The following is a 15635-nucleotide window of genomic DNA, read 5'->3' on the forward strand; positions in this document are numbered from 1 at the left end:
AAAGTTAACAACAAAAAAAGCGGGAGGCGAACACACACTAGTATTGCGTCGCTTCCCGCTTATATTTAGCTGTTACTTACGATATGACTAAACTTTTACCCAGCGATTAACCCGTGCTTTACTGGTTTTAAACAAACGCTGTGTTTTAAAACGAAGCTTAAGCAATAACACGTAGGCCAATGGCACTAAAAACAGGCTTGTGAGTGTTGAAAATACAAGGCCACCAATAATAGCAATAGCCATAGGCGAGTAGGGAGGGCCATCTCCACCAATGCGCGTACTGCCCATTGCTAGCGGTATAAGGCCTAGCACTGTGGTTGCAACAGTCATCAGAATGGGGCGAATACGGGTAATGCAGCCTTCTAATACCGCTTCGTAAAGCGACAAACCTTCGTTTACCAGTTGGTTAATTCTATCTACTAGAACAATACCGTTATTCACCACAATACCCATGAGTATTAGCATGCCTATCATGCCCATAATCGACATTGGTGTGCCGGTAACCATAAACGCCCAAAATACGCCAGTAAATGAAAACAGCAGTGAAGTAATTACCGACGTAGGCAGTACCAAAGACTCAAACAAGGCAGCCATAACAACGTAAATCATACAAATGGCTAGCAGCATATTCATTTGCATTACGGCGTTTGCTTCGTTTTGACGAGAGAAACTGCCATCTAGTGTCCACTTATAGCCTGTTGGCAACGCAATGTTCTCTAGTGCCTTTTCAATACGTTCACGAGCTTGTTCTGTCGTTGTTTCACCTTCTAGATTGGCGCCTATCGCCAACGCAGTTTGGCGGTAATTACGGTTTATTTGTGAAAGTTGAGGCTTAACCGAAAAGTCAGCAATCATGCTCAAGCTAACCGATTGACCTTGAGAGAAACCAATATTGATATTTTTAAGTGCGTTTAAAGATGCCTGTACATCGCTGCCAAACTTAAGCTGTACATCGACTTCTCCTGCATCGCCATAGCGAAACGTACGAAGGTTACTGCCACGTAGCGCAGTAGCTATTAACTTGGCAACGTCATTTACTTGAATGCCGAATCTATTCGCTTTCTCTCTGTCTATTCGGATCTGAACTTCATCACGTGTCGAGCCCGTATCAGCTTTTACATCTTCTAAGCCTTCAATACTGGCGAGAATGGGGACAATTTGCTCAGAAATATCTAAAAGGGTGTCTGATGACTCTCCAAGTAACGTAACACGAACGCCACCACCGTTACCGCTATCCCATTCAAAGGAAGGGCGAGCACGCACAAACGACGGCATGTTTTCGCGTATATCTTCTTTTATTTTACTTACTGGTACGGGAAGTTCGTCGTTTAATGTAATACCACTAACTGCATGTCCCGCCGTAAAGTAGGTATAAACCTGTTTAATATGAAAGCGCGACTGGTTCTCATATAAATAGGCTTCCATCTTATCAACCGTTTTTTCTACTTCATCCAACGTAAAATTCTGCGTTACGTGATAATTAAGCCAAATACGCTCTTGGTTGTTATTACCCTCGTCATTTGATGTAACAACCTGCATAGGAATGGCTGTAGACAATAAGATTAATAGGGCAATAAAACAGGTTTTGCCTTGGTGCTTTAACATCCAACCAAGTGCTTTGCCAAAGCCACGAATGTAGCCGGGTGCTTTTGGTGTTTTTACCACAGGGATAGCTACTTTAGTAGTGAGCAATGGAATAAGCGTTTTGGCAATAAACAGTGAAGCGAATAGCGAAATGCAGATAGCAACAGCCACATGTTCAAGAAAAATGGTGACATCAATTTTTACACCAATAATGTTGGGCAAGAACACAATAGCGGTGGTCGCTGTACCTGCAATTACCGCTAGGCTTACTTTGTTTACGCCAATTTGCGTAGCGCTTTTAACGTTGCTATTTTGCTGGCGCTCTTGAAACACGCTTTCAGTAATTACCACTGCATTATCAACTAGCATGCCCACGGCAAGCATTAAGCCCATAAGTGATAAAATATTCAGCGTATAGCCAAGCAAATACATAATACCCAGCGTGATACAGATAGAAAAAGGAACCGACAGCACAACAATAAGCGTAGTAGTTAGCTGGCGTAAGAATAAGTAAAGCACGATAACCGACAGCAGTGCGCCAAGCAATCCAGCATTAAGCAAGTCGCTTAAAGAAGACGTTACGCTTTTTGCTGTGTCGTCCATCACAAATAAGCTAATACCGTTAAACTCTGGGTCTTCTTTTGCCTTTTCAATTACCTTCATTACAGCGTTAGAGACTTCTACCAGGTTGCTACCAGACTCACGGAATACATTAAATCCAACGGCGAAAGTACGGTCTAAATGTCTTCCTTCGTTACGCTCTGGTAATTCGTAAGTTACCGATGCAATGTCTGATAATCTTACACTGCGCGTTACCCACATGTTTTTAAAGTCATTAACGTCAGTAAACTCACCAGTAGGGTTCACTAGTACCTTTTCACCGTTGTTATACATATAACCCGCAGTAAGCGAAAAGTTAGCACTTTGAAGCTGTTGCTCAAGACGCGTGCCGTCTATTTGATAGGCCGCCATTTTCTGCGGATCTAAACGAATAGTGATTTGGCGCTTCATGGTGCCGTATAGCTCTACTTTCGACACCCCGGCAACGCGTTCAAGCGGGCGCTTTAAGTTGCGCTCCAGCAGGTCATAAGCATTGGACAGATCTCTATCGCTTGACACGCGCAGCTGAAAAATAGGCATATCATTGGTGTTAAATTTATACACCATGATGCGCTCGATATCGTCAGGCAGTGTATGGCGTATTGCATCAATTTTCTCGCGCGCTTCAATGCTTTTGGCTTTTAGGTTTTCGTCCCAATCAAACTCAACAATCACTTCGGCCATGTTGTCATAAGAGCGTGCGCGAAGCCTTTTTATGCCCGACATGGTAGCCACAGCCTCTTCAACAGGGCGCGTTATCATGGTTTCTATTTCAACTGGTGTGGCGTCGGGGTAGGGAATTTGTACCACCATTTCCGGAATATCAATGCCTGGAAATTTCTCTAGCGGTAACAAGCGCCCTGACACAATGCCAAATAGCAGCATTGAAAGGAACAGCATACTTACTGTAACCGGTTTATTAAGGGCAAAGCGCGCTAGCGATGCCCCAATACCTGCTATTTTTGTCATGCTTTGCGTGTTGTTTGAGGAAGGCGAGCTCATACTGCGCCTCCTTCTTGAAGTGACTTGTTATTGCTTAGCTGCGCATCATCTTTTACTTGGTTTTTCGCATCAGCAGTTAGCGACATGTTTTTTGTGTCGAACAAACTGTACAACACAGGAAGTAAGATAAGCGTTAGTAAACTGGCAAACAGTAGGCCGTAAATCACCGTTATGGCCATTGGTGTACGTATTTCAGCACCTTCACCCAAACCAAATGCCATGGGAAGCAGACCCAAAATAGTGGTGAGCGTAGTCATTACAATAGGGCGTAATCGTGTTTTAGCGGCATCGATAATCGCCAACTGTTTTTCCATGCCTTGACGACGCAGTTGATTTATACGGTCTACCAGTACAATGGCATTATTTACTACTATGCCGCACAGCATGATTAAGCCAATAAACACCACCACGTTTAACGGTGTACCTGTAAGCCACAATCCGTATACGCTGCCGGCTCCGGCAAGCGGCACAGCAAACAATATAAGTAACGGGTGAAGCAATGACTCGAACTGAGATGCCATCACCAAGTAAACCATAAATACCGCCAGTGCCAATGCAAACTGTAGAGAGCGGAAACTGTTTTGCATATCTTCGCTTTGCCCTGTCACTGAAGCATTTAGTGAAAGAGGGAGCTGAGTTTCATTTAACACTTTGTTTGCTACCGCCACGGCCTCATCAAGCTTGCCTTGAGCAAGGTTTGCAGAAACAAGTGCTACACGCTGTTGACCCACACGGGTTATTTCACTTGGCCCAACGCTCATGTACACATCAGCTACGGCGCTTAGTGGAATAGGCTGCGCTGAACCTGGGTTTACAACAATGGCACGTACGCTGGCTATGTTGTTGCGCTGATTTTCAAACGTTCTGACAAGAACATCTACTTTGCGATCTTCAACGCTGTACTGTGTCGCCACGCGACCACCAACTTTGGCGGCAATAAGCTCAGACACGGTAGCAGCGTCTAATTCTAGTCGCGCAAGTTTGGCATGATGAAACGCAATCTTAAGCTCTGGGTTACCATCGCGAATGCTGGTGGTTACATCTGCGAAATTAGGATAGCTGGCTAGCTTTGTAGCAATAGCGTCGCCGTATTGCTGAAGCTGATTTAAGTCGTATCCAGACACTTCAACTTGAATTGGTGAAGCAAAGCTGAACAATTCAGGCTCTGAAAATGTAGCCTGAACCTGAGGTTTAAGTGCTAAGTGATCGCGAAGCGCTGTTTTAACATTGTTCATGTCTTGTTCTGAAGCGCCAGGCTTCATAACAATATTAAGCTTGCCCCAATGATCGCCACCTTGATTAGGCGCCGCACTTATTAAGCTGCCTGTACCTGACATAGTGTACGTGCGAAGCACTTGTGTATTGTTGCTATTTGCATCGCTTTTAGCACTGCCTTCTACTGATGAAGAATTTGTAGGCGCAACAATAGAAATGGGCATAACTGCAACCGCAGCTAACTCGTTTATGATGGCATCGGTACGAGACAACGGTGAGCCAGCAGGTAAAGTAACTTCTACAGTAAACTCACCTTGCGATAATGTGGGTATTAGCTCCATGCCTAATTTAGGTATTAAGGTAACGGCACCAGCCGATAACGCAACGGCAACACCGATTACCAAAACTCGCGCTATTAGGCTTATTTTTAGAAGCTTTTCATAACCTACTGCCAATACATCAAACGCTTTATTAAACAGCCAAAGTACTGGTTTAAACACTACATTTAAACATTTGCTGGCAACATGCCATGCACCAATAACCAGTGTTACCAAGGCCGCAGGAAGAAATACAAAAACAAACTTGAATACCATTCTTACAGGCCAGGTTAAGTAATAAGCTACTTTACCCAGTGTTGAGGTAGGTGGCTGTGGTGCGTCAGTAGTAAAAACGTCTTCATGATCAAGCTGCTGCTTTTTCTTTTTGTGTGCCATTGCAGGAATGAGGGTTAGCGCGACAACGAGTGATGCAGCTAGCGCAAATGATACGGTAAGTGCCTGATCGCGAAACAGCTGCCCCGCAATGCCTTCCACGAATATAAGTGGCACAAATACCGCCATAGTCGTAAGGGTACTGGCAACAATGGCGCCTGACACTTCTTTAGTTCCCTGGCTTGCCGCTAGTGCGTCAGCATCATCAACGTTAAGTGCTTGCTTGTGCTTTTTATGTCTATCAATGTTTTCTAAAACCACAATGCTGTTATCTACTAACAAACCAACCGCTAGGGCAATGCCGCCAAGACTCATCATATTCAAGCTGATGTCGTTAGCGTACATGAGGTTGAAAGTGGCAATAACAGAGACAGGGATAGAGACTGAAATGATAACCGTAGCCCAAAAATCTTTTAGGAATAAATACAGCACCAGCATGGCGAGTATTCCGCCCATTACAGCAGCCGACTTAACATTATCAATGGCCTGTTTTATGAAAACACTTTGGTCATAAATTTCACTAAGCGTGTAGTTGCTGGGCAAGTTGTTTTGCACTTCGTTTAAACGGTTGGCTACTTTTTCTGCCACACTAACGGCGTTAGCATCGCCTTCTTTATAGATAGCAATTTCAACGCCTTCAAACCCGTTAAAGCGGGTAACAACATCGCGGTCTTTGTACGCACTTTCAACGTTCGCTACGTCTTTCAGCTGAATGTTACGTCCTTCAAATCGGCCGATGTATAAATTTTCAATATCGCTTAGGCTTTCAAATTGGTTGAGTGTACGCACCAAAAACGCTTGAGCTGCGTTATCAATACGACCACCTGCAGCATTAATGTTTTCAGCACTGACGCGGTCGATAATGGTGGTAATAGGAATTGATAGCTGACTGGCTTTTTGCTGGTCGATAAGGATGTGAATTTCGTTTTCTAAGCCACCACCTACACGCACTGCGGCAACGCCCTCTACCGATTCAAGCGCACGTTTAACTTGTTGCTCTGCATACAAACGAAGGCGTTTCATTTCAGCAACAGGCAAGGTTGCGCTTTCAGTTTGTGCGGTTAATCCAAGTTTAATAACGGGGTCTAAACTTGGGTTAAAGCGAAGTAAGCGTGGCTTTTCAATATCAAGCGGAAGCTGAAGTACGTCTAGCTTCTCTCGAACTTCAAGGCTGGCGAAGTCCATGTCTGTTCCCCAAGCGAAAGACAGTACCACATCAGACTGGCCTGCTCGTGAGGTCGACGTAACTTTTCGCACGCCTTTTACCACACCAATGGCTTCTTCAATGGGCTTAGATACAAGCTGTTCAATTTCAGCTGGTGCCGCGCCATCGTAATCGGTACGAATAGTAAGCGTGGGATAAGACAAATCGGGTAATAGGTTTACGGACAATCTGCCTAACGACACCATACCGAACAACAGTACCGCAAAGGTGAACATGCTTACTGCTACAGGTCGTTTGACTGCTATATCGACAATGCGCATAATAAAACTCCTTTTAAAGCGTGCTTAGCTGTTAACTACTTCAACAGGGGCGCTGTCTTTTAGGTTTTGGTGTCCTGCAGTAACCACTTCCTCGTTTCCTTGAAGCCCATTTACTACTTCTACTACGTCGTTATTTTCAAAGCCGGTATCAATGTTTACTTTTCGCACTTTTCCGTTGTCTACTACAAACACGCTGTGACTGTTGTCTATAGTCACTAAGGCTCTTCTAGGTAACAGTGTGGCATTGGCATGCGTGGCATACTCAAGTGATACATCGGTAAACATGCCAGCTTTAAGCGAATTGTTTTCATTAGGTACTTTAAGCGTAACTTTGAAGGTACCGGTGGTTGCATCAATAACCGGGCTTATACGCTCAACGTTAGCAGCAATTGTTAAATCGCCAAGTGCTGCAACTGTAAGTGAAGCAGATTGACCCACGGAAACATTGCGTAATTCATTTTCAGGTAAGTAAACCACACCTTGTAAATTGCGCTGCTGAACAATATGAAACATTCTCTCACGCTGGAACGACTCGGTAAGGTTACCTACCTTTGCATTACGAGAGGCAACATAACCGCTAATAGGCGCGGTAATAGTCGTTTCTTTTAAATCTAGTTCAGCAAGGCGAACAGATGCTTTCGCCGATTCGTATTGGGCTTTTAATTTATCGTACGTGTCGTCACTAATGAGTTTCTTCGAATAAACTTTATTCACTTTGTCTAGTTCACTTTCTATGCCGGTTAAATCAGCAAGCGCTTTCGACAAGTTTAATTCGTAGCGACGTTTATCAAGCTGAGCAAGAGCTTGACCTTTTTCAACGTAGTCACCTTCTTCAACGAAGATCTCTTCAATAATGCCCGAGGCACGCGCTACAACAAATGCTTCTTCACGCGCTTCTAAAATAGCGGTGGTGTCGTAAGTAGACGTTATATCGCCTGTGGTAATGCTTTGTGTTTCAACCGGTATGGCGAAAACCACTTCTTCTTGTTTATTTGCTTCAGCATCTACTGCATCTGCGTCTGAACAAGCCGTTATTGAAAGTGAAAGGGCAACAATGCTACTACCAAGTAGTAAACGCAAAGTTGGTTTAGAAAAAGCGAGTGAAGAGCGGTTGTTTGTTTCCATGGTCAAAACCCTAACGTTGTCGTCGTTATATATTATTGACCATAAACAGCAGCTAACATGCCAAAGATGTTAACCAATGTTAAAAGTGTTATTTATCAATGGATTACATGTGTAACAAAGCGTAAATGCAAAAAAGCCAACGTCAGGCGTTGGCTTTTTTCACTATTCATTAGCAATTATTACTAAACTAAGGTTTATTACACCAAAGTAGTAGTTAAACTAGCTCGTAGCTGGTGGTGATCTTTACTTTGCCTTCTAGCATTAGCATTACCGAACAATATTTTTCGGCAGACAGTTGAACCGCTCGTGCTAGCGCTTTCTCGGTAATGCCTTCACCAGTAACTTTATAGTGCGCGTGAATTTCAGTAAAAACTCTTGGTGGCTCTTCTGCACGTTTTGCTTCTAGTTCACAGTCGCAGTGTGTTATGTCAAAACGGCCTTTTTTCAAAATGTCGACAACGTCAACGCTCGAGCAAGCGCCTGCTGCTACAAGTACAGATTCCATGGGTGATATCGCATTACCGTTACCGTCCATCACCGTTTTATAACCGCTGTCGGTAGTGCCAGTAAACGACAGATCTTTATCCCAAGAAACGTTTGCTTTCATCTTAAATCCTAATAATTACGTGGCTTGTTAAGCATTATCTTTGTTCAAACGAATAGCGTCGGGGCTAAGCGTTATTTTCTTTTGTTTATACAGCGCACCAATGGCTTTTTTGTAAGCGGCTTTACTCACATTAAAGTGGGTGTAAATGGCCTCTGGGGCACTTTTGTCAGTTAGCGTTGAAATACCACCGTGTGCTTCTAAGTCTTCTAATATTGCTTGCTGTAGTGCGTCACGGCCACCTTTGTCTACACGCTGAAGTGCTACATCTACTTTGCCGTCTTCGCGAATGGTTTTAATAACGCCTTCAGTGGCGTGACCAACTTTAAGTGGTTTAAATGCATCGCTATGAAAAATGAGACCTAAGCTTTTTTCATTAATAACCACCTTAAAGCCCAAGTCTGTTTTCGCGTATACCAAGCAATCAACGGTATCACCTTCATTCAAGTAAGCACTGTTTTCTTTCAAGAAGTAATGAAGTTTGGTAGCACCCAGAACGCGCTGTGTTTTCTCGTCGAAAAAGGCGTGCACTACATAGTACATTCCGGCGTTCACCGGCTGTGCTTGGTAGTCGTTAGGAATAAGGAGATCAGTCTCTAAACCCCAGTCAAAAAACGCGCCGAAATTGGTTGCCGATACTGCTTTCAGTACCTTTGTTTCTCCAACCTGAATAAGCGGCTTCTTGAAAGTAGCGTAAAGTTCTCCGCGCTGGTCAGTGGTAACAAATACGCTAAGCTCTTGGCCCTCTGTAAGCGGCGTTTCAACTTCATCAATGGCAAGTGTTACGGTTTGCTGGTCCGCATCTTCAATAGCCTCATAAACGCCGTCATCGTTTGCTTCGCTATCAAGTAAAGGCGCTAAAGCGTAACCAAATGGGTACTCGGCCACTACGCGTAATGTATTAATTTTTCCGATATTTATCATTATCACTGACTTTTTAAAAAGAACAGGTAACATGATACTAAAACAGGGCTAAGAGCTAAACCATTATGAAGTTAAATTGCGATTTAGGTGAAAGCTATGGCGTGTGGTCAATGCCTGTTGAAGATACAATTATGGCACAAATTGACCAAGCCAATATTGCGTGTGGGTTTCATGCTGGCGACCCGTTAGTGATGAAGCGCGCAATTGCACTAGCAAAAGCAAACAACGTTACCATTGGTGCACACCCAGCGTACCCAGATTTACAGGGGTTTGGTAGACGCAGTATGTCGATACCCGCAAATGAGCTTATCGCCATCATTCAATATCAAGTATCTGCGCTTCAGGGAATGGCTGGTATCTGCGATACACAGGTAACCTATGTAAAACCCCATGGCGCGCTATATAACGATATGATGAAAAACATCGACGTTATGGAAGCAGTGATGAATAGTGTAAGTGCAATGAGCAAAGCCGCGTCGCCATTAGGGCTAATGATTCAAGCAACTGCCAATAACGAGCAATACCAACGCATGGCTAATGATTTGGGGCTTTCTCTATATTTTGAAGCTTTTGCTGACAGACGTTACACCGATGAAGGTTTACTACAATCTAGATTAGTTGATGGTGCGGTTTTAACTGAGTCTCAAGCACTTGATCAAGCGAAACAGCTAATCGAAACAGGCACAGTAACCACAGCGTCGGGCAATACGCTTTCCGTAAATGCGCATTCGCTGTGTGTACATGGCGATACATTAGGTGCCGTTGAAATAGCAAAACAAATAAGACAATTCATTGACTAGGGGTGTCAGAACGTTGTTTTTGAAACCAAATAAATCAATCACATTTCAATATCGTTGCCACATAAAAAACATAATTACCAAGGAAACTAGATGAAAGCGTTTGGCGATGTAAAGCATATTGCCTATGCGGGAATTGACGCACTCATTCTGTATTTCGATGGTGCAACGCTTGATGAGGCAAACCACGCTTGCATAAGGTGGTTGACTGCAATTGAAAATGGCAATAAACAGTTTCCATCACAATGGTCATGGCTAATTGAGTGTGTTCCGTCTTACGACAGCTTATTGATTGTTTTTAATTATGAGCTTATAGACAGCCATGGTGTTTATAAAGCCCTTGAAGGTTTGCAGATAGAAAGTGTGCACTTAAGTTTGGATAAAGGTGCACAGGCTACCATTGCTAATGAAGATTCATCAGACACAAAGCTGATACCCGTCTGGTATGGCGCACCAAATGCCAGTGACCTTAGCGTAGTGAGCAAACAAACGGGGTTGTCCATCGACGACATTATCGAGCAACACACGAGTGTTATTTACAGAGTGTACGCCGTTGGTTTTGCCCCTGGGTTTGCTTACATGGGCGAGATACCAACTAAGCTTCAGTGCCCACGGTTAGGCACGCCCAGAAAACGCGTACCAAAAGGCGCTGTAGCTATCGCCGATAGACAAACAGCGGTGTACCCTAGCGAATCGCCTGGTGGGTGGAATTTATTGGGTTTAACGCCGCTAGATATGGTGACACATGACGTACATGGCAGCACATCATGTTTAACATCGGGAGATAAGGTAAGGTTTGTAGCCATCTCTGAAGAGGAATTTAAAGCGTACAATGAAGGTTGAAATTACCAACAAGGGCTTACTTAGCCTAATCATTGACGGCGGTCGAGTAGGTAGACAAAAAGATGGTTTTTGTCAGTCGGGACCTATGGATGAATTGGCATATAATTGGGCTAACTTTTTAGCCTTCAACATGGACAATACGCCGTGTCTTGAGGTTATGGGCAATATAAGTCTGCAAGTAACTGAAGCATGTGCCATAGCGGCGACCGGGCGAGATGTCACATTAACAGTAAACGGAGAGCATCGGCCACACTATACCACCGTTTTACTGAATGCTTTTGATGAAGTAAGCGTAGGCAGCGCTACACTTGGCTGTAAAGCGTATCTGGCGATAAGCGGTAAATGGCAAGTGCCGGACATAGTAGGCAGTGCAAGTACGGTGATGAGGGAAGGGCTTGGCGGTTTAAATGGAAATGGGCAACCATTGCAGCATGGCCACGTATTTGAAATAAAGCAAAACTCATTGCTGAATATCGAGCGCAAACGGTTGCGAAAACTACACCACGCATTAAGGCCTAAATACAACCTAGAAATTCCTATAAACGTCATTCCTGGTTACCAAATAGATAGGTTTAGCAACGTTGCTCAACAATTATTTGTTAGTAGCGAATATACGGTTACATCGTCTATCGATCGTATGGGGTATCGTTTGAATGGGCCAGATATTCGCTCATCAATTGACACAATGCGTTCAGAAGCCGTGCATTTAGGTGCGGTTCAAGTACCACCAGATGGCCAACCAATTGTTATGATGCGCGACCGCCAAACGCTGGGTGGATATCCTAAACTTGGGTGTGTGAACCCGATAGATATAAACAGGTTAGCGCAAGCGGTACCGGGTGAAAAAATACATTTTGCGTTTCAAAACAATGAAGCAGCACGAGCACAATGTTTACTGGCGACAAGTAGAATGCGTCAGTTACAAGGAGAGATGTTATGACAATCGCATTTTTAAATGGTGAATTCATGCCGTTAGCTGAGGCAAAAATTTCGCCCATGGACAGAGGTTTTTTGTTTGGCGACGGCATCTATGAAGTTGTACCTACATACGACGGTAACCCTGTAGGTTTTAAAGGCCACACGACTCGAATGTCAGAGGGTCTTAGCGCGATAAATATAGACAACCCATATACGCCAGGACAATGGCGGGAAATACTCGATAAGCTTGTTTCGAAAAACAGCACACATTTTTCAACAGGTAATATTGGTATTTACTTTCATGTAAGCCGCGGCGCTGATGTAAAGCGTTATCACGCTTATCCAACAGGGGTTACGCCAACCGTATTTGGTTTTGCTTTTGAAATTGCGCCACCGCAACCTACAGACAAACAAAGTGCAAAAGCGTTAAAAGTAGCGCTGGAAGAAGACAAACGATGGCAGCGTTGCCATATCAAATCAACATCTCTACTTGGCAACGTAATGCATTTTCAAGCGGGTGCCGACGCAGGTGTTAATGAAACAATCCTGTTTAACAGTGATGGAATGATTACTGAAGCCAGTGCCTGTAACGTGTTTATGGTAAAAGACAATGTTATTACGACACCACCCTTAAACCACCAACTGTTGCCCGGTATAACGCGGGCAATTGCCATTACGGCATTTAAAAACGCTGGGCTTGATGTAGAAGAGGACTGGTTCTCGAAGGAGGATTTACTTAATGCTGATGAGGTATGGCTAACATCATCAAGTAAAGAGGTCGCTGCGGTTACCGAAGTAGATGGCAAGCAAATAGGAGAGGGCATTGTTGGCCCAGTATGGGAAAAAGCAATTCGCGCCTATCATGCTTATAAGTTTGATGCATAACTAGCCACAATCTATAAAAACAAAAAAGCCTGCTAACATTGCAGGCTTTTATTTTTAAGGTTCTCATTGTTCTATGCGAAGCTAGCGTTTCCTGAGCATTAACAAGCTAACTCGCGCATGTTACGTTTTACTGTACTTAGTCTGCGGCGCTGTCGCAGTTATCGTCAGTGCACTCGCCGTATAAGTAAAGGCTGTGATGAGTAAGCTTCATGTTATGCTTTTTGGCCATCAACTCTTGACGTTCTTCAATGATCTCATCTTCAAATTCAATCACTTTTCCGCACTTTAAGCATACCAAATGGTCGTGATGATCTTTGTGGCTTATTTCAAAAACAGATTTACCGCCTTCAAAGTGATGGCGATTCAAAATACCTGCATCATCAAATTGGTTTAATACGCGGTAAACTGTCGCAAGACCAATTTCTTCACCTTGCTCGATAAGAATTTTGTAAACATCTTCCGCGCTAATATGCTGGTTTTCTGGCTCTTGCAGAATTTGTAAGATTTTTAGGCGAGGCAGAGTGACTTTAAGCCCTGCTTTTTTCAATTCTTTATTTTGATCCATTACAACCCACTAAGAACTCATGAAAATATTTTTGGTTATTATAGGTAAGTTAAAACAATTTAAAAGCAAAACCGTGGAATCTTTCGATTAGCGATGAAAAATTATGCATCCCAATTTTTTGTCTCAACATTATCCGCAGAATGCCGATATGCTTACTAGTTGGGTAAAAATTTGACTAACTGTTTCAAAGCCCTTGTGTTACGTGGCCTGACCAGTGTGTAAGTGCTGGATTAGACTAACAAATATGCAGTGGAAATTAAACTTTTGGTGCATTGAATTAACATCCTGTTAAACTAAACTTAAAAAGGGAACTATGATCCTTATATTTTGGCATGTTTTATCGGTGGAATGCCCATGCAGTTAACAATAATAAATAAAATCACATTAGGTTTTGGCCTTTTTGGTTGCCTCTTATTACTCACTAGTATTCTTTCTTATTTTGGCCTCAGTGGTATTAAAGATTCCGCACTTGATGTTGTTGAACAAAAAATGCCTGTGCAAACCAGCATGGTAAAAGTAAAAACAGAAATACTCTCTCTGTCGGTTATTACTGCAAACGGGTATCACGTAGAAAACCGTCAAGAGCTGACGTCGAATAAAACCACCTTTGACGAATTGTCTTCTGTGTTTTCAAACGACCTTGCCAAATTAAAATCGTTGATGGCGTCGAATGCCACCGCTGCAAAAGCCATTGAGGTAAGCTCGACGTACGTCAGTCACTCGAACGATATGTACGACGCTATTTCAAAGCGCATGCAAATAGAGCAAGAACTTGCCGCGCAACTTGAGAAAGTGCTTATGTTCGCTGATGAAGCCAGCGCGCTCATGCTCGACCTGTCTTATCTTGAGGGTTCTAATCCAAGTATTGAAACCCTTATTGGTGCTGGTACTGCCATCGACAATAAACTGCTGACAATGAACGACTCGTTTGTAGAGCTTGCAGAGTCGAGTAGCGCAGACCAAAGTGCAAATATCATCGAAGACCTTTCATATCAGCTAAGCAACCTTCAAGTAGACAAAGACTACGTTAATCGTCTAGCGTCAGGTGTTGATGACGGCGGCACAGTGAGTGCGTTCAACGAACAGTACGACTTGTTATTAGAAGCCATAAACGGCAGCGCAGGGCTGGTGGCACTGCAAAAAGAAAAGCTAGCACAAATAGAGAGTGCTGCGAAATCACAGAAAAGCGCTAAAACCGCTTTATCTACTGCACTTGCTGATATAAACACTTTGTTCGACACGGTGCAAAAACAGTCATTGGACGGACAAAACGCCATACTTGAATCGGTACAGGCAAACCTTGTACGCAATCTAATTGTGGCTGTTGTTGGCTTGGTGGCTGCTATTGCGCTAGCAGTTATTGTAACTCGCAGTATCTCTAAACCACTTGGAAGAATTAACAAGGGGCTGTCATTATTAAGTAAGGGTGACCTGAGTACACGACTTTCAGAAGAGGGTAAAGACGAGTTCTCTGCGCTATCAGCTAAAGTAAACAGCCTAACCGAGAGCTTGAGAGAGCTGGTTGGTAACATACTTGAACAAGAAAAGCGTCTTATTGAAATTACAAAAGAAAGCGTTGAGTTAGGTGATAAGAGTCTTGCCGAAGTTGACAAGCAACGCGAACAGGTAACGATAACGTCAAGCAACACCAAGGACGTGCAGGATAAGAGCCGTAGTAACTTGGCGCAAATAGATGACGCCATGCATGCGCTCAAAGACATTACACAGCAAAGCACCGATATTGGGCATTTGGTCGAACGCAATCGCCAACAGGTTGAGGCGCAGGCAAAACAGGCCGACACTTCTGCGCAAATTATTGGTCGCTTAGATGAAAATTCACGCAACATAGGCAGTATTCTAGATGTTATTAAGACCATTGCCGAACAAACTAATTTGCTAGCACTTAACGCAGCGATTGAAGCGGCGCGAGCTGGCGAGCAGGGTAGAGGTTTTGCTGTGGTAGCTGATGAAGTAAGAACGTTAGCAAATAGAACCCACGACTCTACTGAAGAAATTGAACAAATGATTGGCAACTTGCAAAAAGATGCCGCAGAGGCAGTAAAAGCCATTAAAGCGGGCAGGGAGCAAGCGCAAGAGGGTGTTCAACTTACACAGAACGTATCTGAGCAGGTAGAGAATGTTCGCACTATAATTCAACGTTTAAGTGACATTAACGATCACATTGTTGCCGATACACAGCAACAAGATGTGCTGTTAGGTGATGTAGCAGAAAGTTTGAACAGAATCGTAGATTTAGCTGATGCGAGCGCTGAAAGTACAAGGCAATCTAACGAATCAACCATGATGCTGGATGCACAAACAGAAAGTTTGCGAAAAGCGGTTGAGCGTTTTCAGCTATAAACGCTAATCACCAATTA

Annotated in this window: 11 protein-coding genes; 5 read left to right on the forward strand and 6 right to left on the reverse strand. The window is 43.6% G+C overall.

Translation table 11 applies throughout. The features are described from left to right. Positions 1–87: 87 nt before the first annotated feature. The 5 genes from ACGHAV_RS00845 to ACGHAV_RS00865 all read right to left on the reverse strand — a co-directional run bounded on the left by ACGHAV_RS00845 (position 88) and on the right by ACGHAV_RS00865 (position 9249). The gene (locus ACGHAV_RS00845) at positions 88–3153 is read right to left on the reverse strand and encodes an efflux RND transporter permease subunit (RefSeq protein WP_390376023.1); all 3066 of its coding nucleotides are present in this window, start codon (positions 3151–3153) and stop codon (positions 88–90) included. Between the two features lie 29 nt (positions 3154–3182). Further along, positions 3183–6596 (reverse strand): efflux RND transporter permease subunit, encoded by a 3414-nt coding sequence (locus tag ACGHAV_RS00850; RefSeq protein ID WP_390375153.1) that lies wholly within the window; start codon positions 6594–6596, stop codon positions 3183–3185. A gap of 24 nt (positions 6597–6620) precedes the next feature. Continuing rightward, complete coding sequence (locus ACGHAV_RS00855) at positions 6621–7721, reverse strand: efflux RND transporter periplasmic adaptor subunit (protein WP_334015215.1); 1101 nt, start codon at positions 7719–7721, stop codon at positions 6621–6623. 214 nt (positions 7722–7935) lie between these two features. After that, positions 7936–8328 carry an OsmC family protein gene (locus ACGHAV_RS00860; protein WP_390375156.1) on the reverse strand — a complete coding sequence of 131 codons (393 nt, stop codon included), beginning with the start codon at positions 8326–8328 and terminating at the stop codon, positions 7936–7938. A 27-nt stretch (positions 8329–8355) separates the two neighbouring features. Further along, positions 8356–9249: a S1 RNA-binding domain-containing protein gene (locus ACGHAV_RS00865; protein WP_390375159.1), complete on the reverse strand. Its 894-nt coding sequence runs from the start codon at positions 9247–9249 to the stop codon at positions 8356–8358. Between the two features lie 65 nt (positions 9250–9314). Here ACGHAV_RS00865 and ACGHAV_RS00870 point away from each other — a divergent pair, with 65 nt between their 5' ends. The 4 genes from ACGHAV_RS00870 (at position 9315) to ACGHAV_RS00885 (ending at position 12692) form a co-directional block, all read left to right on the forward strand. Continuing rightward, positions 9315–10049 (forward strand): 5-oxoprolinase subunit PxpA, encoded by a 735-nt coding sequence (locus tag ACGHAV_RS00870; RefSeq protein ID WP_390375162.1) that lies wholly within the window; start codon positions 9315–9317, stop codon positions 10047–10049. A 90-nt stretch (positions 10050–10139) separates the two neighbouring features. Next, entirely contained in the window at positions 10140–10889 is a 750-nt protein-coding gene (locus ACGHAV_RS00875; protein ID WP_390375165.1) for an allophanate hydrolase subunit 1, read from the forward strand. Next, positions 10879–11829: a biotin-dependent carboxyltransferase family protein gene (locus ACGHAV_RS00880; protein ID WP_390375168.1), complete on the forward strand. Its 951-nt coding sequence runs from the start codon at positions 10879–10881 to the stop codon at positions 11827–11829. Before ACGHAV_RS00875 ends, ACGHAV_RS00880 begins: the two co-directional genes overlap by 11 nt. Further along, positions 11826–12692 carry a D-amino acid aminotransferase gene (locus ACGHAV_RS00885; RefSeq protein WP_390375171.1) on the forward strand — a complete coding sequence of 289 codons (867 nt, stop codon included), beginning with the start codon at positions 11826–11828 and terminating at the stop codon, positions 12690–12692. The genes ACGHAV_RS00880 and ACGHAV_RS00885 overlap by 4 nt, the downstream gene beginning before the upstream one ends. 136 nt (positions 12693–12828) lie before the next feature. Here the strand turns inward: ACGHAV_RS00885 and fur are convergent, their stop codons facing one another. After that, entirely contained in the window at positions 12829–13257 is a 429-nt protein-coding gene (gene fur / locus ACGHAV_RS00890) for a ferric iron uptake transcriptional regulator (RefSeq protein WP_334015222.1), read from the reverse strand. 354 nt (positions 13258–13611) lie between these two features. Here fur and ACGHAV_RS00895 point away from each other — a divergent pair, with 354 nt between their 5' ends. Next, positions 13612–15618 carry a methyl-accepting chemotaxis protein gene (locus ACGHAV_RS00895; RefSeq protein WP_390375174.1) on the forward strand — a complete coding sequence of 669 codons (2007 nt, stop codon included), beginning with the start codon at positions 13612–13614 and terminating at the stop codon, positions 15616–15618. Positions 15619–15635: the final 17 nt, after the last annotated feature.

The sequence above is a fragment of the Alteromonas sp. MTD1 genome, assembly GCF_042848195.1.
Lineage (GTDB): Bacteria > Pseudomonadota > Gammaproteobacteria > Enterobacterales > Alteromonadaceae > Alteromonas.